The 20,330-nt window shown below is 66.5% G+C and carries 21 protein-coding genes and 1 tRNA gene; 19 read left to right on the forward strand and 3 right to left on the reverse strand.

Annotated features, from left to right (window positions below):
* The first annotated feature begins 45 nt into the window (after positions 1-45).
* Positions 46-297: a sulfurtransferase TusA family protein gene (locus HMPREF1224_RS35755; protein ID WP_003086258.1), complete on the forward strand. Its 252-nt coding sequence runs from the start codon at positions 46-48 to the stop codon at positions 295-297.
* 33 nt (positions 298-330) lie between these two features.
* On the forward strand, positions 331-1,404 hold the full coding sequence (locus HMPREF1224_RS35760) for an AI-2E family transporter (RefSeq protein WP_003108615.1): 1,074 nt from the start codon (positions 331-333) through the stop codon (positions 1,402-1,404).
* A 59-nt stretch (positions 1,405-1,463) separates the two neighbouring features.
* On the opposite strand, the gene HMPREF1224_RS35765 is transcribed toward HMPREF1224_RS35760, so the two are convergent.
* Together HMPREF1224_RS35765 and HMPREF1224_RS35770 are read right to left on the reverse strand one after the other, a co-directional pair.
* The gene (locus tag HMPREF1224_RS35765) at positions 1,464-1,937 is read right to left on the reverse strand and encodes a peroxiredoxin (RefSeq protein WP_003086262.1); all 474 of its coding nucleotides are present in this window, start codon (positions 1,935-1,937) and stop codon (positions 1,464-1,466) included.
* A gap of 11 nt (positions 1,938-1,948) precedes the next feature.
* Positions 1,949-2,506 (reverse strand): glycine cleavage system transcriptional repressor, encoded by a 558-nt coding sequence (locus HMPREF1224_RS35770; protein WP_003086267.1) that lies wholly within the window; start codon positions 2,504-2,506, stop codon positions 1,949-1,951.
* Between the two features lie 183 nt (positions 2,507-2,689).
* Between HMPREF1224_RS35770 and dapA the strand changes: the two genes are divergently transcribed.
* The 6 genes from dapA to wapB all read left to right on the forward strand — a co-directional run bounded on the left by dapA (position 2,690) and on the right by wapB (position 7,728).
* Entirely contained in the window at positions 2,690-3,568 is an 879-nt protein-coding gene (dapA, locus tag HMPREF1224_RS35775; RefSeq protein WP_003086270.1) for a 4-hydroxy-tetrahydrodipicolinate synthase, read from the forward strand.
* 17 nt (positions 3,569-3,585) lie between these two features.
* Entirely contained in the window at positions 3,586-4,776 is a 1,191-nt protein-coding gene (gene bamC, locus HMPREF1224_RS35780; protein WP_003086271.1) for an outer membrane protein assembly factor BamC, read from the forward strand.
* Positions 4,715-5,473, forward strand: a complete 759-nt coding sequence (locus tag HMPREF1224_RS35785; RefSeq protein WP_010793898.1) for an MBL fold metallo-hydrolase — start codon at positions 4,715-4,717, stop codon at positions 5,471-5,473. Before bamC ends, HMPREF1224_RS35785 begins: the two co-directional genes overlap by 62 nt.
* 28 nt (positions 5,474-5,501) lie before the next feature.
* A complete protein-coding gene (gene purC, locus HMPREF1224_RS35790) occupies positions 5,502-6,212 on the forward strand; it encodes a phosphoribosylaminoimidazolesuccinocarboxamide synthase (protein WP_003108622.1) in 711 nt (236 codons plus the stop codon).
* A gap of 93 nt (positions 6,213-6,305) precedes the next feature.
* Positions 6,306-6,395: transfer RNA gene (locus tag HMPREF1224_RS35795), tRNA-Ser, on the forward strand.
* A gap of 340 nt (positions 6,396-6,735) precedes the next feature.
* Entirely contained in the window at positions 6,736-7,728 is a 993-nt protein-coding gene (wapB, locus tag HMPREF1224_RS35800; protein WP_003120644.1) for a 1,2-glucosyltransferase WapB, read from the forward strand.
* 39 nt (positions 7,729-7,767) lie between these two features.
* Here the strand turns inward: wapB and HMPREF1224_RS35805 are convergent, their stop codons facing one another.
* The gene (locus HMPREF1224_RS35805; RefSeq protein WP_003120643.1) at positions 7,768-8,568 is read right to left on the reverse strand and encodes an IclR family transcriptional regulator; all 801 of its coding nucleotides are present in this window, start codon (positions 8,566-8,568) and stop codon (positions 7,768-7,770) included.
* 157 nt (positions 8,569-8,725) lie between these two features.
* On the opposite strand from HMPREF1224_RS35805, the gene HMPREF1224_RS35810 reads away from it, so the two are divergent.
* The 11 genes from HMPREF1224_RS35810 (at position 8,726) to HMPREF1224_RS35860 (ending at position 20,308) form a co-directional block, all read left to right on the forward strand.
* Complete coding sequence (locus HMPREF1224_RS35810) at positions 8,726-9,112, forward strand: Zn-ribbon domain-containing OB-fold protein (protein ID WP_003086280.1); 387 nt, start codon at positions 8,726-8,728, stop codon at positions 9,110-9,112.
* A complete protein-coding gene (locus HMPREF1224_RS35815) occupies positions 9,109-10,260 on the forward strand; it encodes a thiolase (protein ID WP_009876040.1) in 1,152 nt (383 codons plus the stop codon). Before HMPREF1224_RS35810 ends, HMPREF1224_RS35815 begins: the two co-directional genes overlap by 4 nt.
* A 109-nt stretch (positions 10,261-10,369) precedes the next feature.
* Positions 10,370-12,517: an acetate--CoA ligase family protein gene (locus tag HMPREF1224_RS35820; protein ID WP_010793899.1), complete on the forward strand. Its 2,148-nt coding sequence runs from the start codon at positions 10,370-10,372 to the stop codon at positions 12,515-12,517.
* Positions 12,501-13,367, forward strand: coding sequence for a MaoC/PaaZ C-terminal domain-containing protein (locus HMPREF1224_RS35825; protein WP_003123198.1), 867 nt, complete (start codon positions 12,501-12,503; stop codon positions 13,365-13,367). Before HMPREF1224_RS35820 ends, HMPREF1224_RS35825 begins: the two co-directional genes overlap by 17 nt.
* 81 nt (positions 13,368-13,448) lie before the next feature.
* A complete protein-coding gene (locus HMPREF1224_RS35830) occupies positions 13,449-14,804 on the forward strand; it encodes an MFS transporter (RefSeq protein ID WP_003112539.1) in 1,356 nt (451 codons plus the stop codon).
* 23 nt (positions 14,805-14,827) lie between these two features.
* Entirely contained in the window at positions 14,828-15,235 is a 408-nt protein-coding gene (locus HMPREF1224_RS35835; RefSeq protein WP_003112538.1) for a PaaI family thioesterase, read from the forward strand.
* Positions 15,236-15,375: 140 nt separating this feature from the next.
* The gene (locus HMPREF1224_RS35840; RefSeq protein ID WP_010793900.1) at positions 15,376-16,440 is read left to right on the forward strand and encodes an acyl-CoA dehydrogenase family protein; all 1,065 of its coding nucleotides are present in this window, start codon (positions 15,376-15,378) and stop codon (positions 16,438-16,440) included.
* On the forward strand, positions 16,440-17,201 hold the full coding sequence (locus HMPREF1224_RS35845) for an enoyl-CoA hydratase/isomerase family protein (protein ID WP_003086299.1): 762 nt from the start codon (positions 16,440-16,442) through the stop codon (positions 17,199-17,201). Before HMPREF1224_RS35840 ends, HMPREF1224_RS35845 begins: the two co-directional genes overlap by 1 nt.
* Before the next feature lies 1 nt (position 17,202).
* Positions 17,203-18,348 carry an acyl-CoA dehydrogenase family protein gene (locus HMPREF1224_RS35850; protein WP_010793901.1) on the forward strand — a complete coding sequence of 382 codons (1,146 nt, stop codon included), beginning with the start codon at positions 17,203-17,205 and terminating at the stop codon, positions 18,346-18,348.
* A gap of 40 nt (positions 18,349-18,388) precedes the next feature.
* The gene (locus HMPREF1224_RS35855; RefSeq protein WP_003086302.1) at positions 18,389-19,306 is read left to right on the forward strand and encodes an SDR family NAD(P)-dependent oxidoreductase; all 918 of its coding nucleotides are present in this window, start codon (positions 18,389-18,391) and stop codon (positions 19,304-19,306) included.
* A gap of 15 nt (positions 19,307-19,321) precedes the next feature.
* Positions 19,322-20,308 carry an NADH:ubiquinone reductase gene (locus tag HMPREF1224_RS35860; RefSeq protein WP_003086306.1) on the forward strand — a complete coding sequence of 329 codons (987 nt, stop codon included), beginning with the start codon at positions 19,322-19,324 and terminating at the stop codon, positions 20,306-20,308.
* The last annotated feature ends 22 nt before the right edge of the window (positions 20,309-20,330 follow it).

The raw sequence follows: 20,330 nt of genomic DNA on the forward strand, positions 1-20,330 counted from the left end.
CGGATAGGCTTGGGTATGCTTGTCGGCCCTTCGGGAGAGGCTGTCATGACGGATAACGATTCATCCCCCCTGGTATGTGACGCGGAGCTGGATGCCAGTGGTCTCAATTGTCCGCTGCCCCTGCTAAAGGCCAAGCTGGAGCTGAACCGCCTGCCCAGCGGCGGGGTGCTCAAGGTGATCGCCACCGATGCCGGGTCGCAGCGAGACTTCCGGGCCTTCGCCCAGCTCGCCGGCCATGAACTGCTGCGCGAAGAGGCCGCCGAAGGCGTCTATCGATACTGGCTGCGCAAGCGTTAGCGGAGCCTTCGCCGTTCCGATTCAGGATTTCCGATGATCAAGGTGTTACGCGACTGGATGCAGCGCTACTTCTCCGACGAGGAGGCAGTGGTGCTGGCGATCATGCTGGTGCTCGGCTTCAGCGTCATCCTCGCCTTCGGCGGGATGCTCGCGCCGGTACTGGCGGCGATGGTGATCGCCTTCCTGATCCAGGGCGTGGTCGGCATGCTGGAACGCTTCCGGGTGCCGCACCTGTTCGCCGTGTGGCTGGTCTACAGCCTGTTCCTCGGCTTGCTGGCGCTGTTCCTGGTGGTCCTGCTGCCGCTGCTCTGGCAGCAATTGTTCACCCTGTTCAACGAACTGCCGCGGATGCTCGGCGAATGGCAGAGCGTGCTGCTGATGCTGCCCGAGCGCTATCCCAGCCTGATCAGCGAGGAGCAGGTGCTCAAGGCCATCGAGACCGCGCGCGGCGAATTCGGCCAGATCGGCCAGTGGGCGCTGACCTCGTCGCTGGCCAGCCTGCCGGTGGTGGTGAACGTCATGATCTACCTGGTGCTGGTGCCGATCCTGGTGTTCTTCTTCCTCAAGGACAAGAAGCGCTTCCATACCTGGTTCCACCGCTACCTGCCGCGCGAGCGTGGGCTGATGAAACAGGTCTGGGCCGAGATGAACCAGCAGATCGCCAATTACATTCGCGGCAAGGTCATCGAGATCGTCATTACCGGCGCGGTGACCTACATCGCCTTCGCCTACCTGGGGCTCAACTACGCAGCGCTGCTGGCCCTGCTGGTCGGCCTGTCGGTGGTGGTGCCGTACATCGGCGCGGTGGTGGTGAGCGTACCGGTGGCGATGATCGCCTTCTTCCAGTGGGGCTGGAGCGACCAGTTCATCTACCTGATGGTGGCCCACGCGATCATCCAGGCGCTGGATGGCAACGTGCTGGTGCCGCTGCTGTTCTCCGAGGCGGTGAACCTGCACCCGGTGGCGATCATCTGCGCGGTGTTGCTGTTCGGCGGGCTCTGGGGCTTCTGGGGCGTGTTCTTCGCGATCCCCCTGGCGACCCTGGTGAAAGCGGTGCTGGATGCCTGGCCCAAGGACCTTCCCGAGACTCCGGCAGCCACGCGATAGCATCGGCCGCATGAAAAATGAAAAAGGCCGCGGATGCGGCCTTTTTTTCGGGGCGGGGCTCAGGCGCCGTTGAGCGCCTGGGCGGCGGCGAGAACCGCGTCGACATGCCCGGGCACCTTCACGCCGCGCCACTCCTGGCGCAGTACGCCGTCCCTGTCGATCAGGAAGGTGCTGCGGTCGACGCCCATGTATTCCTTGCCGTAGAGCTTCTTCAGCTTGATCACGTCGAACAGCTGGCAGACCGCTTCATCCTTGTCGCTGATCAGCTCGAAGGGGAATTCCTGTTTGCACTTGAAGTTCTCGTGGGACTTCAGGCCGTCGCGGGAGATGCCGAAGACCTCGGTATTGGCCTTCTGGAACGCCGCGTACTGGTCGCGGAAGCCCTGGCCCTCGGTGGTGCAACCGGGGGTGCTGTCCTTCGGGTAGAAGTACAGGACGACCTGCTTGCCCTTCAGCGCGGACAGGGTCACCTCCTTGCCGCTGGTTGCGGGGGCGGTGAAGTCGGGTACGGGTTTGTCGATTGCGACCGGCATGGCTCGGCTCCTCAGGGGTGTTGGGGGCGCCAGGGTTCGATCAGGGCATCCAGGTTCAGGGCGTCGGCGAAGTCCAGGAACTGGTCGCGCAGCCAACTGATCTGGGTGCCGGCGGGCAGCGTCACGGTAATCGTGGCGTTGAGCATGGTGGTGTTGGTGTGCGGCGCCTGGTAGGTGTCGCAGGTCAGGTTCTCCAGCTCGATGTTGTGGTCGATGAAGAACTGGCAGAGTTCGTTGAGGATGTCCGGGCGATACACCGCGCTGACATAGGCCACGTAAGGCAACGCCTGGGCGCGGGTCACGTGGGCGTTGCTGCGGGTCATGCTGAGGGTGATGTCGCCGCGCTTGGTGAGGGCCGGCAGGCTGCCCTCGAGGCGGGCGAGGGCATCCCAGCTTCCGGAGATCTGCAGCACCAGGGCGCTGAACTCTCCGTGGCGGGTCAGGCGGCTGCTGACCACGGCGCAGCGGCTCTCGACGCAGGCGCGGCAGAGCAGGGTGGTCAGCTCCATCGGATTGGGGCCGAGGGCGCTGATCAGAAGGAATTGTTCGCGGGGTTGGCTGGTGGACATTCAACTTTCCTGGAATACGCTGGCGGCACGGGCCGTACCTAAAGCGGGAAGGGTAGCGAAAAGCGCCGCCGAGGGAAACGTCTGCCGCCTGTCAGCGGCTTCCGACGAGGTGGCGCTCGTCTTGTGCAAGGCCTGCCGCCGACAGTACCATTACCGCTTTAATTTCGCGGCAGGAGCGGTTGCATGATTGCGGGCAGTATGGTGGCACTGGTCACCCCCTTCGATGCTCAGGGTCGACTGGACTGGGACAGCCTCGCCAAGCTGGTGGACTTCCACTTGCAGGAAGGCACCAACGCCATCGTCGCCGTCGGCACCACCGGTGAATCGGCCACGCTGGACGTGGAAGAGCACATCCAGGTGATCCGTCGCGTGGTCGACCAGGTCAAGGGCCGCATCCCGGTGATCGCCGGCACCGGCGCCAACTCCACCCGCGAGGCGGTGGCGCTGACCGAGGCCGCGAAAAGCGGCGGCGCCGACGCCTGCCTGCTGGTGACGCCGTACTACAACAAGCCGACCCAGGAAGGCATGTACCAGCACTTCCGCCATATCGCCGAAGCCGTTGCGATCCCGCAGATCCTCTACAACGTACCGGGCCGCACCTCCTGCGACATGCTTCCGGAGACCGTCGAGCGCCTGTCCAAGGTGCCGAACATCATCGGCATCAAGGAGGCCACCGGCGACCTGCAACGCGCCAAGGAAGTCATCGAGCGCGTCGGCAAGGACTTCCTCGTCTATTCCGGCGACGACGCCACGGCCGTCGAGCTGATGCTGCTGGGTGGCAAGGGCAACATCTCCGTGACCGCCAACGTCGCGCCGCGCGCCATGAGCGACCTGTGCGCCGCCGCCATGCGCGGCGACGCCGCAGCCGCGCGCGCCATCAACGATCGCCTGATGCCGCTGCACAAGGCGCTGTTCATCGAATCCAACCCCATTCCGGTGAAGTGGGCCCTGCATGAGATGGGTCTGATCCCCGAGGGCATCCGCCTGCCCCTGACCTGGCTCAGCCCGCGTTGCCACGAGCCGCTGCGTCAGGCCATGCGCCAGACCGGCGTATTGGCTTGATCAAGGAGCTCCACGCAATGAAGCGACTGGCTGGACTGACCGCCCTCGCCCTGGTTATCGGCAACACTTCCGGCTGCGGCTGGCTGTGGGGGCCGGAGGGCTATTTCCGCGACCGCGGTGACGACTACCTCGGCGCCCGCGAAACGCCTCCCATGCAATTGCCCGAAGGGGTGCACAGCAAGCCGCTCGATCCGCTGCTGCCGATTCCGCTGAACGTCGCCACCACCCACGAAAAAGAGGGTGAGTACGAGGTTCCGCGTCCGCAGCCGCTGGCCAACGCCGGCGACATCAGCGACTACAGCCTGCAGCGCAGCGGTGATAGCCGCTGGGTCGTGGCCCAGCGTCCGCCGGCGGAAGTCTGGCCGGTGGCCCGGCAGTTCTTCGAGGAGAACGGTTTCCGCATCGCCGACGAGCGCCCGCAGACCGGCGAGTTCAGTTCCGACTGGCAATCGCTGTCGCAGCTTTCCGCGCCGCTGGCACGCCGCCTTAGCAGCCGCGTGAGCGGTGTCGAGCCGGACGGCCAGGCACGGGTTCGGGTGCGTATCGAGCCCGGCGTGCAAAGCAATACCAGCGAGGTCTACGTGCTCAGCCAGACCCGCGCCGCCGGTGACACCAGCAGCCCGAGCTGGCCGAGCAAGTCGGTGGCGCCGAGCCTCGACGCGGCGCTGCTCGACGAGATGGTCGCGAGCATGGCGCGCAGCGCCGAGCAGGGCGGCTCGGTCTCCCTGCTGGCAGCCAACTCGATCTACGACACGCCCGGCACCTTCGAGTTGAGCAAGGACGGCAGCGGCAACCCGGTGCTGACCTTGCAGTCCGACTTCGACCGCTCCTGGGTCAGCGTCGGGCGTGCCCTGGATAACGCCGATATCCGCGTCGACGACCTCAACCGCAGCCTTGGCGTGTACTACGTGAACATCGCCGAAGGGGCGAAGAAGCCCGACGAAGACAAGCCCGGGTTCTTCAGTCGCCTGTTCGGCGGCGGCGAGAAGACCAAGGAAGAGGAAGACGCCAAGGCGCAGCGCTACCAGGTCCGCCTGACCACCGTCAGCGACGCCGTGCAGGTCACCGTCGACAAGGACATCAACACCTCTGCGCCGGCCGATGTCGCGCAAAACGTACTGGAAAAACTCCAGGAGAGCATGCGCAATGCGGTTCGCGGTTCTGGGCAGCGGAAGCCGGGGCAATTCGGCCTTGGTGAGCAGTTCTGACACCCGGATACTGATCGATTGCGGCTTCCCGCTGCGTGAAATCATCAAGCGTCTGGCGCGCCTGGGGCTGAGCCCCGTGCAGCTGGACGCGATCCTGGTCACGCACGAACACGCCGATCACATCCATGGCGTCGAACTGCTGGCGCGGCATTACCAAATCCCGGTCTATCTCAGTGCGGGTACCCTGAGCGGCATGCGCCGCCCGGTGCACCCCGCCGAGCTGTTGAGGGCCGGCCAGCGCCTGGCGATCCGCGGGCTGGAAGTGCAGGTGGTTGGCGTCTCGCACGACGCCCGCGAGCCTACCCAGTTCGTGCTGTCCGATGGGCAGCGGCGCTTCGGCATGCTCACCGATCTGGGAATGGCCACGGCCGAGGTGCTGGAGTGCTATCGTGCGGTGGATGCTCTGGTGGTCGAGGCCAACCACGACAGCACGATGCTTGCCGGTGGCCCGTATCCCTATTTTCTCAAGGCCCGCGTAGGCGGTTCGCGAGGGCACTTGAACAACCATCAGTCCGCAGAACTGGTGAAGCAGCTGGATTGGGGCCGCATGCAGCACCTGGTGCTGGCCCATCTCAGCGAAAAGAACAACTCGCCGCAGCTGGCCCGGCAAACCTTCGTCGACACTCTCGGGTGCGATCCGGACTGGCTGCAGGTGGCCGATCAGCATTCAGGCCTGGATTGGCGCGAGATCGCCTAGGCCCTATTACCCGTAAGCGGAGCCCATCATGGAAAAACGCGAAGAACTCTACCGCGGCAAAGCCAAGTCGGTTTACCAGACCGACGATGCCGATCGTCTCATCCTGCTGTTCCGCAACGACACCTCCGCCTTCGACGGCAAGCGCATCGAACAGCTCGATCGCAAGGGCGCGGTGAACAACAAGTTCAACGCCTTCATCATGCAGAAGCTGGAAGCTGCCGGCATTCCGACCCAGTTCGACAAGCTGCTGTCGGATACCGAGTGCCTGGTGAAGAAGCTCGACATGATCCCGGTCGAGTGCGTGGTGCGCAATTTCGCCGCCGGCAGCCTGGTGCGTCGCCTCGGCGTGGAAGAGGGCATCGCCCTGACTCCTCCCACCTTCGAGTTGTTCCTGAAGAACGACGCCCTGGGCGATCCGTTCATCAACGAATCCCACGTCCAGGCCTTCGGCTGGGCCACTCCCGAGCAGCTGGCGCAGATGAAGACCTATTCCTTCAAGGTCAATGAAGTGCTGAACAAGCTGTTCGACGACGCCGGTCTGCTGCTGGTGGACTTCAAGCTGGAGTTCGGCCTGTTCCATGGCCAGATCGTCCTCGGCGATGAGTTTAGCCCGGACGGCTGCCGTCTGTGGGACAAGGAAACCCGCAAGAAGATGGACAAGGACCGCTTCCGCCAGGGCCTCGGCGATGTGATCGAAGCCTACGAAGAGGTAGCCAAGCGCCTGGGCGTGCCGCTTTAACCTCCTAACGCGCGCAACCATCTGAAAGAACGCGAAAAAATCTTCAAGAAAGCTTCGCGTTCTTCGTACAAGCTGGTATCATGCGCGCCGCACGGAGAGATGCCGGAGTGGTCGAACGGGACGGATTCGAAATCCGTTGAGTCAGCAATGGCTCCTAGGGTTCAAATCCCTATCTCTCCGCCATTACATATGAGCAAAGCCCCTGGAATGCCTGGCGTTCCGGGGGCTTTGTCTTTTCTGGCGAGCGTTCGGGCATCCCCTCTGCCGGGCGGGCGAAAAAGCCGTGCCATGGTTTTCGGGTGCCGGCCAGGTCGTGCAGCTTTCCTAGGAATGCTGCGGGCCCTTCCTTCTTCTCTGGGTGGTCGTCCCGCTCTGCCTGGGTTTCGTGGGTGCGCTGAGCGCGCATTTCTCCACCGCTTCCGATTTTCTGTCCTTCGAGCGCCGGGTCGGGCGACCTGCCGGTTTCGATGGTCGGTGCGGTTCTTCTTAGTATAGTATCCCGGCGCTTGAAGGCGCCGCGGATGTGTGGCCGAGCTGCATGGCACGGTTTCCTTCCGACGGGCAGCCAGGTTATCGGTTTGTGCCGAGTCCCGGATCCGGGGCTGGGGAGGAAGAAATGCGTCCGCTCGTTTCCGTCGTTTGCGCCTGTTTCAATATCTCGAAGTATCTGGACGAGGCGATCGCCAGCATCTACGCGCAGGGTTATCCCAATCTCGAGTTGATCGTGGTGGATGACGGATCCACGGACGACACCTATGAGCGTCTCGCCATGCTCCGCGAGCTTCACGGTTTCCAGCTCTACCGCCAGGCTAACCGAGGGGTGAGCGATGCGCTCAATCACGGTTTGCGTCATGCGCGGGGGGAGTTCGTGATGACTCCCGACCTCGACGACATTGTCCTGCCTGGAGCGCTCGACACGCGCGTCGACTACTTGCTTGCGCACCCCGAGGTCGGGTGCGTGGGCGGTTTCAATATCTGTATCGACAGTGCCGGTAACGAAGTGGCGCGAGACGGTTTCAGCGAGGGTTGTGTGGAGCGTTGGGGGTTCGATGCAGCATTGGCCGAGACCCTGGTGGTCATGCCGCTGACGGCGCTCTACCGCATGGACGCGATGAAGCGGGCGGATTTCTTCGACCCGTCGATTCGCGTGCAGGATTTCCAGATCACCCTCAGGATCGCGGCGCAGGGCTATGAAATTCATCGACTACCGGCCTACATGGGGCGTTATCGCCGGCATGGAAGCGGTCTGTCCGGCAGGTACAAGCTCAATTACGAGGCGGATATGCAAGCCATCGAGCCTTATCGGGCTCACCCGAATTATCGCCGGGCCCGGCAACTGATCCTGAACAAGGCGCTGAAGAAGGCTGTTGTCCAGGATGGGCGATATGCCTGGCAGCTGTTCCGCTCGGTGCCGCTGCGGGCGTGGGACCGGGTGACGCTGAAGCGATTCTGGCGCTTCCTCCGTTATCTGCCGGTCCTCGGGTTGAAAGGTGGTACCGACGTCGCGGGTCGATAACGGCGGGCCGGCTAATCTTTCAGTGGGTTGAATGTCATTTCAGGATTTCCCCTTCAGTGCCTCGCCCTGGGGAAATAGCGCGCGGCTCACGAAGCGCGCGGTATCCCGCAGGCTGGTGCCGATCCGTTCCAGGTCGTCGGGCTGGTGCTGGGCGCTGATGCCGATCGCGGAGATGGCGAAGCGCGGTTGTCCGTCGCGGTCGGTGATGGCGCTGGCGACCATGCTCACGCCGCGGTAAAGGTGTTCCTGGTCGATAGCCCAGCCGCGCTCGACGGCCTCGGTCGCTTCGGCCTGGTAGCGCTCGAAGCTCGGCGGATTTTCCCAGCGCACGCGGGTCAGTCGGCGGCGCAGTTCGTCCTCCGGCAGTTCGCGCAGGCCGGCAATGCAACGCCCGGCGGCGCCGACCAGTTCCGGCAGGCGCGTGCCGACGGCGACGTTGACGTGGGCGACGGGCGGCGCGGCAAGGGCGATGACGCGGATGTGCGCATCGTCGGTGACTTGCCACAGGGCGATGAGGATGTGGTGGGCAAGGCTTAGTCGCTCCAGCTCTGGCTGGATCAGGTCGGCATAGCTGCGTCCGACGAATCCTACGGCCAGTTCCGACAGGCCAAGGCCCAGTTGGTAGGTCTTGCCCGCATCGTCGAAGGATGTCAGTCGTTCGTTGCTCAGGGTGCGCAGGATATTGAAGGCGCTGCTCGGGCTGATACCGGTGGCGCGAGCGATGGCGGCCACGCCTTGCGGTCCGTCGGCGTGGGCCAGGTGGCGAAGTATCTGAATGGCGTTCACTACCGCGCCGACATCTTTGCTGCTGGTGCCTTTGGTTGTGGCGTCCTTGGTCATTTTTCCTCTTTTCATTCAGTATTGTGATTGACATTCACGATGGTGAATATATTCTGGCCTTCCGGAACGTACAACCGGGGGCGGAAGCAGTATCCGGTTCGGCGTCCAGCGCGATGCACTTTGCAGCAAAGGTCGACAAGAACAAAGGAGAAACCTCGTGGCAGATCTTCCCGATGGCAGTACTCCGGGACCTGAGGCGCAGTACCTAGCGTTTCTCGCCCAGGGCCGTTTCATGTTGCAGCGCAGCCGTTCCAGCGGTCGCCATGTGTTCTACCCGCGCCAGTTGGTGCCGGGTAGCGGCGAGACTGATCTCGAGTGGGTTCCCGCCAGCGGCCTGGGTACGCTCTACGCGATCACTGTCAATCGCTCCCGCGGCGGCAATCACAATGTCGCGCTGGTCGACCTGGACGAGGGCGTGCGCATGATGTCGCGGATCGACGGGCACCAGAGCCTGCCGATCGGCACCCGTGTGCAGGCGCGCATCGTCGAGCAGGATGGTGCCAATGTCGTGGTGTTCGTTCCCCACCAGGAGGGACGACCATGAGCGCAGCCATCCGTGGCAAGACCGCCATCGTCGGCATCGGTAGCGCCGGCGTCGGCGAGGCGCCGGGCTACAGCGCCATCGAACTGCTCGGCCAGGCGTCGCTCAAGGCCATTGCCGATGCCGGCCTGAAGCTTTCCGACATCGACGCGATCTTCGCCGCCACCAGCTCCCATGCCTTTCCCACCTTGTCGGTCGCCGAATACCTCGGCATCCGCCCGAAATTCGTGGATGGCACCAATATTGGCGGCTCCAGTTTCGAGCTGCACCTGCTGCAGGCCACTTTGGCACTGGAGGCCGGTCTCTGCGACGCTGCGCTGATCTGCTACGGCTCCAACCAGCGAACCGCCGGCGGCCGCCTGGTATCGATGAGCGAGCCACAATGGCACGAGACGCCCTACAAGCCGCGCCACCCGATCACCGCCTATGCCCTGGCGGCCAGCCGGCACATGCACCAGTACGGCACCACACGCGAGCAGCTCGCCGAGGTGGCGGTCTCTGCCCGGCAATGGGCCAACCTGAATCCCGAGGCGTTCGCCCGCGGACCGTTGAGCGTCGATGACGTCCTTGCCGCGCGGATGGTCAGCGACCCGCTGAGCGCCGCCGACTGCTGCCTGGTCACCGACGGCGGCGGCGCCTGCGTGGTAGTGCGCGCCGAGCGCGCCCGCGACTTGCCCAATGCGCCGGTGTACTTCCTTGGCGCGGCCGGAGCGCAGTGGCATCGCTCGATCGTGTCGATGCCCGACCTCACCGTGACGGCGGCCTCGGAAAGCGCTCCGCGAGCCATGCAGATGGCCGGTGTGCGGCACGCCGACATCGACCTGGTGATGCTCTACGACGCCTTTACCATCAACACCCTGCTGTTCCTCGAGGACCTGGGATTCTGCGCCAAGGGCGAGGGCGGCCCATTCGTCCAGGGCGGACGCATCGCGCCCGGCGGCGAGTTGGCGGTGAACACCAACGGTGGCGGGCTGTCCTGCGTGCATCCGGGGATGTACGGGATGTTCCTGATCATCGAGGCGGTGACCCAGCTCCGCCGCCAGGGCGGCGAGCGGCAGTTGGCCAAGGCCGACGTGGCGTTGCTGCACGGCAACGGCGGCACGCTGTCCAGCCAGGTAACCGCGTTGCTCGGTACCGGCGACACGCTCTAGCCCCCTGGCCGACAGGCCTTCCGGGCGCTGCCGTGGCGGCGTCCCGCGGGCGCGCTCACCCGCGAGAAGGTTGTCGTGCCGGCCACAGACAAACGGATCAGGTGAACCCATGTCAGCGAACCACTCGCAACAGCTCATCGACGCTCCCCGTTTCGCCAGTCTTACTCCATTGATCGAACCACGCTCGGTCGCGGTGATCGGCGCTTCCAGCGACCCGACCCGCATCGGTGGCCGACCCATCGCCTACATGCTGCGCCATGGCTATGCCGGGCAAATCCTCCCGGTCAATCCGAACCGTGCTGAAATCCAGGGGCTACCGGCCTTCGCCAGCGTCGCGGAGCTGCCGCAGGCACCGGACGCGGCCATTGTCGCGGTGCCTGCGCCTCAGGTGCTGGAGACCGTCCGGGCACTGGGCCGCCAGGGGGCGCGCAGTGCCATCGTGTTCTCTTCCGGATTCAGCGAGGTCGGCGAGGCCGGCGCGGCGATGCAGGATGCGGTGGTAGCCGCTGCCCGCGAGTACGGTATGCGTCTGCTCGGTCCGAATGCGCTGGGCGCGTTCAACAGTAACCTCGGTTACTACGCGTTCTTCTCCACCAGCCTGGAACGTGGCGTACCGCTGCCCGGCCGGGTAGGCATCGCCACCCAGTCCGGCGCCTACGGCGCGCACCTGCTCGGCATGGCGCGCCAGCGCCGCCTGGGAACCCCTATCTGCGTGGCCACCGGTAACGAGGCCGACGTCACCCTGGGCGACAGCATCGGCTGGCTGGTGGAGTCGCCGGAGATCGACGTGGTGATGGCCTACGCCGAATCCATCCGCAACGTCGACAGCTTCCTCGCCGCCCTGGAGGCCGCGCATCGCGCCGGCAAGCCGGTGATCCTGCACAAGGTCGGGCGCAGCGCCCTGGGTAGCCGCGCGGCGCTGTCCCACACTGCTTCGCTGGCCGGCGACGACAAGGTGCTGAACGCCGTGCTGGGCGACTATGCGGTGATCCGCGCCAGGACCACCGAGGAACTGATGGACATCGCCTACCTCGCCACCCGGCGTATCTATCCGGTGGGCAACAGCCTCGGCATGATCACCGTCAGCGGCGGCGCCGGGATCATCGTCAGCGATGTCGCCGAGGAAGTCGGCCTGCCGATGCCGCCGATGCCGGACATGGCCCAGGAGCGGCTGAAGGCACGGCTGTCCTTCGCTTCGCCGATCAACCCGGTGGACTGCACCGCGCAGGCCCTGAACGACCTGACGCTGGTGCGCGACTTTACCGAGTCGATGGTGGTCGACGGTGGCTACCGTTCGCTGCTCGCCTTCTTCACCCAGGCCGGCACCGCCGCCTCCATCGGCGCGCGTCTGGCCGAGCAGTTCCGGCGGATCAAGGAGGCTTATCCCGAGCGTCTGTTCGTGGTCTCGGTGATGGGTGAGGGGGAGGAGCTGGCACCCTACGAGGAGGCCGGCTTCGCACTGTTCGAAGACCCCACCCGGGCGGTAGTGGCGATCCAGGCCATGGGGCGGCTCGGCGAAGCCTTCGCCCGGCCGTTGCGCCTGCGCCGGCCTGCCGGCGGGCTACAGTTGCCCGCCTCCACGCCCGGCGAAGCCGAGGCCAAGCGCCTGCTGGCGCGCGCCGGTATCGAGTCCGCCGCCGAGGCGGTGCTGGGCAGTGCCGAAGAGGCGGTTGCCTTCGCCGAGGGCATCGGATACCCGGTGGTGCTGAAGCTCGCCTCGGCGGACATCCAGCACAAGTCGGAAATCGGCGGCGTGCTGCTTGGCGTAAGCGATGCGGACGCGGTACGCGCCGGTTTCCAACTGCTCCTGCGCCGGGCCGCCGAGAAGGCGCCGCAGGCGCGTCTCGATGGCGTCCTGGTGGCGCGTCAGCTGCAGGGTGGGGTGGAGTGCTTCATGGGGATCCAGCGCGATCCGCTGTTCGGCCCGGTGGCGCTGTTCGGCCTGGGCGGGATCTTCGTCGAGGTGCTGCAGGACGTGGTGTTCCGCCGCTGCCCGTTCGAGGTCGACGAAGCCGAGGCGATGATCCGTAGCATCAGAGGCGCGCCGCTCCTGCTCGGCGCGCGTGGCCGGCCGCGGGCCGACGTCGCGGCGCTGGCACGGCTGCTGTCGAATCTCTCGCGGTTCGCCTGGGAGGCGGGAGAGCGCTTGCGCTCGGTGGACCTCAACCCGGTCATCGCCTTGCCGGAGGGCCAGGGCGCCTGGGCGGTGGATGCGGTGCTGGAAGTCGAGGAGGTGGCCGATGGCGCTCGATCCTGAGGTGCTCCTGAACTACCCGATCCCCGAAGTACGCCAGCGCTACAGCCGGCGCGACAGCGCCTTCTATGCATTGACCCTCGGTCTGGGCGGCGACCCGCTGGACGAGCGCCAACTGGTCTACGTCGATCCGTGCCGCGATCTCCAGGCATTGCCGTGCATGGCCCTGGTGCTCGGTCATCCGGGCTTCTGGCTGGGCAATCCGGCGACTGGCGTGGACGCGCTGCGCCTGGTTCACGGCGAGCAGCGCCTGGAGTGGCGGCGGCCGTTGCCGGCGGAAGGCGAGGTGATCGGTCGGACCCGGGTCACCGGTCTGGTAGACAAGGGCGCCGACAAGGGCGCGCTGCTCTACAGCGAGAAGGTGCTCAGCGACGCGCTCAGCGGCGAGGTGCTGGCTGTCGCCCGCAGCACCACCTTCCTTCGCGGCGACGGCGGCTTCGGTGGTTCCCGGCAGGTGCCGGAAACGCCGCATCGCTTGCCTGAACGGACACCCGACCTGCGACTCGACCTGCCGACCCGTCCGGAGCAGGCCCTGTACTACCGCCTCAACGGCGACGACAACCCGCTCCACGCGGAGCCCGCGGCAGCGCTGCGGGCCGGCTTCCCGCGGCCGATCCTGCATGGCCTGTGCACCCTCGGCGTGGCATTCCACGCGGTGTTGCGCGGGCTCGCCGACTACCGCGCGGGGCAACTGGGACATCTGCAGGTGCGTTTCTCGGCTCCGGTGTTTCCCGGCGAGACCTTGCGTACCGAGATGTGGAGCGACGGCTCGTTCCGCACTCGCGTCGTCGAGCGCGATGTGGTGGTGCTGGACAACGGCCGGGTAGGTCCGCCGCCAGAGCGGCCGGACTGAAGCGAAGGGCGGCGGCGCGAGGGAACGACCGTCGGGCTGCCGTGAAGATCAACCGAAATCCTGCTTGCGAGAACAAGAATAATGAATGCAACCGCGCTTTCCCCGAACCCGGCGCCGGCCATTTCCCGGCGCACCATGCTGATCGCCTTCGTCTTCTGCTTCCTCGGCCTGCTCGCCGACGGCGTCGACCTGATGTTCCTGGCCTACAGCCTCAACAGCCTGAAGGCCGAATTCGGCCTGAGCAACTTCGAAGCCGGCTCCCTCGGCAGCCTGACTCTCGCCGGCATGGCCGTCGGCGGCATCTATGGCGGCTGGTGCTGCGACCGCTTCGGCCGGGTGCGGGTGGTGACCTGGACCATCGTGCTGTTCTCCATCGGTACCGCGTTGCTGGGGCTGACCCAGAACTACTGGCAGTTCGCGCTGATCCGCTTCGTCGCCTCGCTCGGCCTCGGCTCGCTGTTCGTCGCCTGCAACATCCTGATGTCCGAGTGCGTCGGAACCAGGTACCGCACCACCATCCTCGCCGCCATGCAGGCCGGCTGGACCGTGGGCTACCTGGTGGCGACCCTGCTGGCGGGGCAGATCATCCCCGAGTTCGGCTGGCGCACCTTGTTCTTCACCGCCGTGGCGCCGGCGCTGGTCTGCCTGGCCCTGCGGCCCTGGGTGCCGGAGTCGCCGTCCTGGCTCGCGGCCCAGGCCGGGCGCCAGCGTCCCGGCGCGGCTCCGCAGAGCCACGCCGAGGCTGGCGGTGCCGGCCCGCTGGGACGGATGTTGGGCGATCCGGAAACGCGCGGCATGTTCCTGCTCTGGAGCCTCACCTCCTGCTTCCTGCTGTTCGGCTACTACGGCACCAACAACTGGATGCCGTCCTACCTGGAGAGCGAGTTGGGGATGAACTTCAAGTCGATGACCGGCTACATGGTCGGCACCTACAGTGCGATGATCCTCGGCAAGGTCGCCGCCGGTGTCTGCGCCGATCTCTTCGGTCGGCGCCTGACCTTCGCCGCCGGGGCCATCGGCAGCGCCGCCTTCATGCCGTTGATCGTGTTCTACCACTCGCCCTCCAACATCCTCTGGATCCTCATCACCTTCGGCTTCATCTACGGCGTTCCGGTCGGGGTGCTGGCCACCTACATGACCGAGAGCTTCTCCACCCGCGTCCGCGGCTCGGCGGTGGGCACCGCCTACAACCTGGGGCGTATCGGCGCGGCGGTGGCGCCCGCCGGCATCGGCCTGCTGGCCACCCACGTGTCGATCGGCGCGGGTTTCCTGGTGATGGGCATCACCTACGTGCTCACCGGGCTGATCCCGGCGCTGTTCATTGCGGACCGGCTCTACGACCCGAACCGCGAGTCCCGCGATGCCGAGAGCGCTTCCCGACGGCAAGCGCCGGGCAGTGCCGTGGATACCGCCGAGCGGCGCGCGGCCAAGGCCTGATCCTGCGGAAGGAGTGCACATCCATGAGTTCTTTTCCACGACAGCCAGCGGCGGAGCAGCGGCCCGCCAGCTTCCAGGAGTTCATCGGCCTCGAGCGCTGGACCGATGCCGACGGGGTGGCGCGGGTGCGCCTGGGGCATCGCCCGGAACTGATGAACTACCTGCAACAGTTCCACGGCGGGGTGTTGATGTCGGTACTGGACGCCGCCATGGCCCAGGCGATCCGTGCCTGCCTGCCGGACTGCTCGATGGTGACCATCGACATGGCTACCCACTTCATGGGGAGCGCCCGCGGCGAGCTTCGTGCGGTTGACAGGGTGGTGCGGCGGACCCGCACGATCTGCTTCTGCACGGCGGAAATCTGCAACGAGAACGGCGAGGTCATCGCCATGGCCTCGGGCAGCTTCAGGTACCGCGCGGCTAAGCCGTAGCGGAGTTCCGGCGGCGCGGCAGCGGAGCCATCCGTCGCGCGTCCGGACCACGGCCTGCGCGGTCGCTCCGCGCGGACAAGCCGGCGCCGCCCGTGCAGATGACGGACGGGCGGTCGGCGTATCGACAGGAGGGCGAACAGATGAGTGAGCAAGACGAGTGGGCCGGCGAGCGCGAGCAGCGTCTGCGGATGATCCGCGACAGCGCGGCTTCGCTGGTGCCGCGCGACGGCGACCTGAGCCGCGTGCGCCGCGGTCGTTTCACCGGTAGCGGAGTGGACCGCCAGGCCTGGCGCGAGGTCTGCGCCATGGGCTGGCCGGCGCTGCGCCTGGATGAAGCGTTGGGCGGCAGCGGCCTGGGCATGAGCGAATACGCGGCGTTGCTGGAGGCGCTGGGGCGCGGCCTGCTGCCCGAGCCGCTGATCGAGGCCGGGCTGGTGGCGCCGCTGCTGCCGGAAGACGAGCGCGTTGCGTTGCTGGCCGCCGAGCGGCTGGTCCTGCCGGTGGGCATCGCCTACCGCGATGGGCGGCGACGCCCTCGTATGCAGGAAGGGCGGTTGCACGGCGAAGTCGCTCACGTACATCTGGCTGGTGCCGCCGATGCCTGGCTGGTGGCCTGCGAGCAGGGCCTGGCGCTGGTCGAGCGCGATGCCGATGGCGTGGAACTGCTCTGCGAGGCGACCCAGGATGGCGCTCACCTGGCGCGCCTGCGTTTCCGCGATGCGCCGGCACGGTGGTTGTCCGGCGAGGTAACGGAACAGGTTCTGGACGAGGCAGGGCTGGCCTGCGCGGCCTATCTGGTCGGACTGATGGATGGCGCCTTCGAGCGAACCCTGGAGTACCTCAAGGTACGTCGCCAGTTCGGCCGCGAGATCGGCAGTTTCCAGGCGCTGCAGCACCGCATGGTCGACCTGAGGATCCAGATCGAACTGTCGCGCGCCATGGTCGAGCAGGCCGCCGCCGCGATCGATGCCGGGGCGTCGGAAAGCGAGCGCCAGCGGCAGGTCTCCAGCGCACGGGTACGGGCCTCGGAAGCGGCTCTGCTGGTGACCCGTCAGGCCATCCAGTTGCACGGCGGCATCGGCTACACCGACGAGGCGGACATCGGCCTGTTCCTGCGCCGCGCCATGGTACTGCTCAATGCCCACGGCTCGCTGGCGTTCCACAAGGCGCGCTACGCCGCGCTGCTACAGCGGGAGGTGGCCTGATGAGCGGTTTGTTGCAGGAAACGCGCGGCACGGTGCGCCTGCTGCGCTTCGACAACCCGGCCCGGCGCAACGCACTGTCGCCGGCGCTGCGCATGGAATTGCTGCGGGCCCTGGAGGCGGCCGAATGCGACCCATCGATTCGCAGCGTGCTGCTGACCGGTGGCGAAGAGGTGTTCTGCGCCGGCGGCGACCTGGGCGACATGCGGGTGACCGAGTTGGCCGCCGGCAGGGCGCGAATGCAGGACAACGCGCGGCTGGTGCGGCAGATGGTGCGCATGGGCAAGCCGCTGATCGCCGCGGTCGAGGGCTGGGCGGTGGGGGCCGGGCTGTCCGTGGCGCTGGCCTGCGACAGCATCGTTTGCGGCGCCGGCGCCCGCTTCGCCGCCGGCTTCGGCAAGGTCGGGCTGCTCGCCGACCTTGGCCAGTTGCATACCTTGCCGGCGCGCATCGGTTGGGGGCGGGCACGGCAGATCCTGATGTTCGGCCAGGTGGTAGAGGCCGAGGAGGCACTGCGCATCGGCCTGGCCGACCGCCTCTGCGCCGCTGGCGGCGCCTTGGCGATGGCGCTGGAACTGGCCGGGCGGGTGGAGCAGCAGGCGCCGTTGCCCCTGGCGATGACCAAGGCGTTGCTCGCCGAGGGCCTTGACCTATTGCTGGAGCGGGAGGGCGAGTTGCAGAGCCAGTTGTTTCTCAGCGCCGACCACGCCGAGGGCAAGGCGGCCTTTCTCGCCAAGCGTCCCCCCGTATTCAGAGGAAACTGAGATGACCGACTACGACAGTCTCGACGACAACGCCTTTCGCCTGATGGTCCGTGAGTGGATCGCCGCCAACTATCCGCAGCGCATCCGCAATCCGCCCCGTCGCCTGGGGCGCGAGGAAACCCGCGAGTGGTACCTGCTGTTGTCGCGCCAGGGCTGGCTGTGTCCCGGCTGGCCCAGGGAGTACGGCGGCATGGGGCTGAGCGCCGGCAAGCAACTGATCATGATGGAGGAAATGGAGGAGTACGGCTGCGCGCGCCTGCCCGACAGCGGCGTGACCATGCTCGGCCCATTGTTGATCCGCTATGGCGACGAGGCGCAACGGGCGCGCTTCCTGCCGCGCATTCTCAGCGGCGAAGACATCTGGTGCCAGGGCTACAGCGAGCCCAACGCCGGCTCCGACCTGGCCAGCCTGCGCACCGAGGCGCGCCTGGAAAACGGCGAGTGGGTGATCAACGGACAGAAGACCTGGACCACCATGGGCTCGGAGGCCAACTGGATCTTCCTGCTGGTCCGCACCGAGCGCAGCGCCAAGGCGCAGCACGGCATCAGCTTCCTGCTGGTGCCGATGGACAGCCCGGGCATCGAGGTGCGGCCGATCCTCAACCTGGAGCTGCACGGCGAGTTCTGCGAAGTGTTTTTCAACGACGTGCGGGTGCCCTACGACAGCCTGGTCGGCGAAATCAACCAGGGCTGGAGCATGGCCAAGGCGCTGCTCGGTTTCGAGCGGATCTTCCTCGGTTCGCCCAAGCAGTCCACCTTCGCCCTCCAGCGCCTGGAGCGCCTGGCCCGGCACCTGGGACTGTGGCACGACCCTCTGTTCGCGCGCCGCTTCGCCGCGTTGAGCATGGACCTGGACAGCCACAAGGCGCTCTACGAGCGTTTCGCCGAACGCCTGCGGCGTGGGGAGAGCCTCGGCCCGGAGGTATCCATGCTGAAGATATTCCAGTCCGAACTGTTCCAGCGCATCAGCGAGCTGGGCCTGGAGATCGCCGGGGAGGACTCGGCCCTGCTACAGCCCTTCGCCGAAGACCCCGAGCTGCATCCGGCGGGGATCTTCATCCAGTCGCGGCCGACCACCATCTACGGCGGCAGCAACGAAATCCAGCGCAACATCCTGGCCAAGAGCGTCCTCGGCCTGCCGGGCTGAGCGCAACCGAACGACATCCACGGGACGAAGAGGATTACCCATGAGCAGCAGACTCAATGAAGGCAAGGTCGCGATCGTTACCGGCGCGGGCGGCGGCATCGGCCGCGAGATCGCCCTGGCCCTGGCCGATTCCGGGGCACGGGTGGTGATCAACGATATCGGCGTATCGCTACAGGGCGAGGGCGGGTCGGCCTCGCCGGCCGAAGAGACCCTTGGCCTGATCCGCCAGCGAGGCGGCGAAGGTCTGATCAACACCGACAGCGTCGCCGACTGGGACAGCGCGCGGCGTATCGTCGAATGCGCCATGGACGGTTTCGGGCGTCTGGATATCGTGGTGAACAACGCTGGCATCCTGCGCGATGCGATCTTCCACAAGATGAGCGCCGACGACTGGCTGTCGGTGATCAATGTCCATCTCAACGGCAGCTTCTTCGTCAGCCGGGCCGCCGCCGAACGCTTCCGTACCCAGCAGGCCGGCGCCTTCGTACACATGACCAGCACTTCCGGGCTGATCGGCAACTTCGGCCAGGCCAATTATTCCGCGGCCAAGCTGGGCATCGTCGCCTTGAGCAAATCCATCGCCCTCGACATGCAGCGCTACAACGTGCGTTCGAATTGCATCGCGCCGTTCGCCTGGAGCCGGATGACCGACTCGATTCCGGCCGAAACCCCGGAGCAGAAGGCCCGCGTCGACAAGCTGCAGCGCATGACCCCCGAGAAGAACGCGCCGCTGGCCGTCTACCTGGCGTCCGACGCCGCCCGCGAGGTCACCGGCCAGGTGTTCGCCGCGCGTCACCACGAACTCTTCCTGATGAGCCAGAGCCGGCCGCTGCGCAGTGTGCATAGCGAGCACGGCTGGACCCCGGAGAGCATCGCCGAGCACGGCATGCCGGCGTTGCGCGGCAGCTTCATGGACCTGGCGCGCAGCCCGGACGTGTTCTCCTGGGACCCGATCTGACCGAGGAGGCAATCCATGGGCGTGTTCAGGACCCGTTTCACCGAGACCTTCGGCGTCGAACACCCGATCATGCAGGGCGGCATGCAGTGGGTCGGCCGTGCCGAGATGGCTGCGGCGGTGGCCAACGCCGGTGGCCTGGCGACGCTGTCGGCGTTGACCCAGCCGAGCCCGGAGGCACTGGCTGCGGAGATTGCCCGCTGCCGCGAGCTGACCGATCGGCCGTTCGGGGTCAACCTGACCTTGCTGCCGACGCAGAAGCCGGTGCCCTATGCCGAATATCGCGCAGCCATCATCGAGGCGGGAATCCGCGTCGTCGAAACCGCCGGCAACGACCCCGGCGAGCACATCGCCGAATTCCGTCGACACGGCGTCAAGGTGATCCACAAGTGCACCGCCGTGCGCCATGCGCTCAAGGCCGAGCGACTGGGCGTGGACGCCGTCTCCATCGACGGCTTCGAGTGTGCCGGCCACCCGGGCGAGGACGACATCCCCGGCCTGGTGTTGCTGCCGGCCGCGGCCAACCGGCTACGCGTGCCGATCATCGCCTCCGGCGGTTTCGCCGATGGACGTGGCCTGGTCGCGGCGCTGGCGCTGGGTGCCGACGCGATCAACATGGGCACGCGCTTCCTGGCCACTCGCGAATGTCCGATACACCCTGCGGTGAAGGCGGCGATCCGTGCGGCCGACGAGCGTTCCACCGACCTGATCATGCGTTCCCTGCGCAATACCGCGCGGGTGGCGCGCAACGCGATCAGCCAGGAAGTACTGGCGATCGAGGCACGCGGCGGCGCCGGCTACGCCGATATCGCCGCGCTGGTCAGCGGCCAGCGCGGTCGCCAGGTGTACCAGCAGGGCGATACCGACCTGGGGATCTGGTCGGCCGGCATGGTCCAGGGCCTGATCGACGACGAACCGGCCTGCGCCGAGTTGCTCAGGGACATCGTCGAGCAGGCGCGCCAACTGGTGCGTCAACGCCTGGAGGGCATGCTCGCCGGGGTCTGATCCGCTCCGCCACGGCGGTCGC

The organism is Pseudomonas sp. P179, from assembly GCF_000478485.2.
Taxonomy (GTDB): Bacteria; Pseudomonadota; Gammaproteobacteria; order Pseudomonadales; family Pseudomonadaceae; genus Pseudomonas; species Pseudomonas aeruginosa.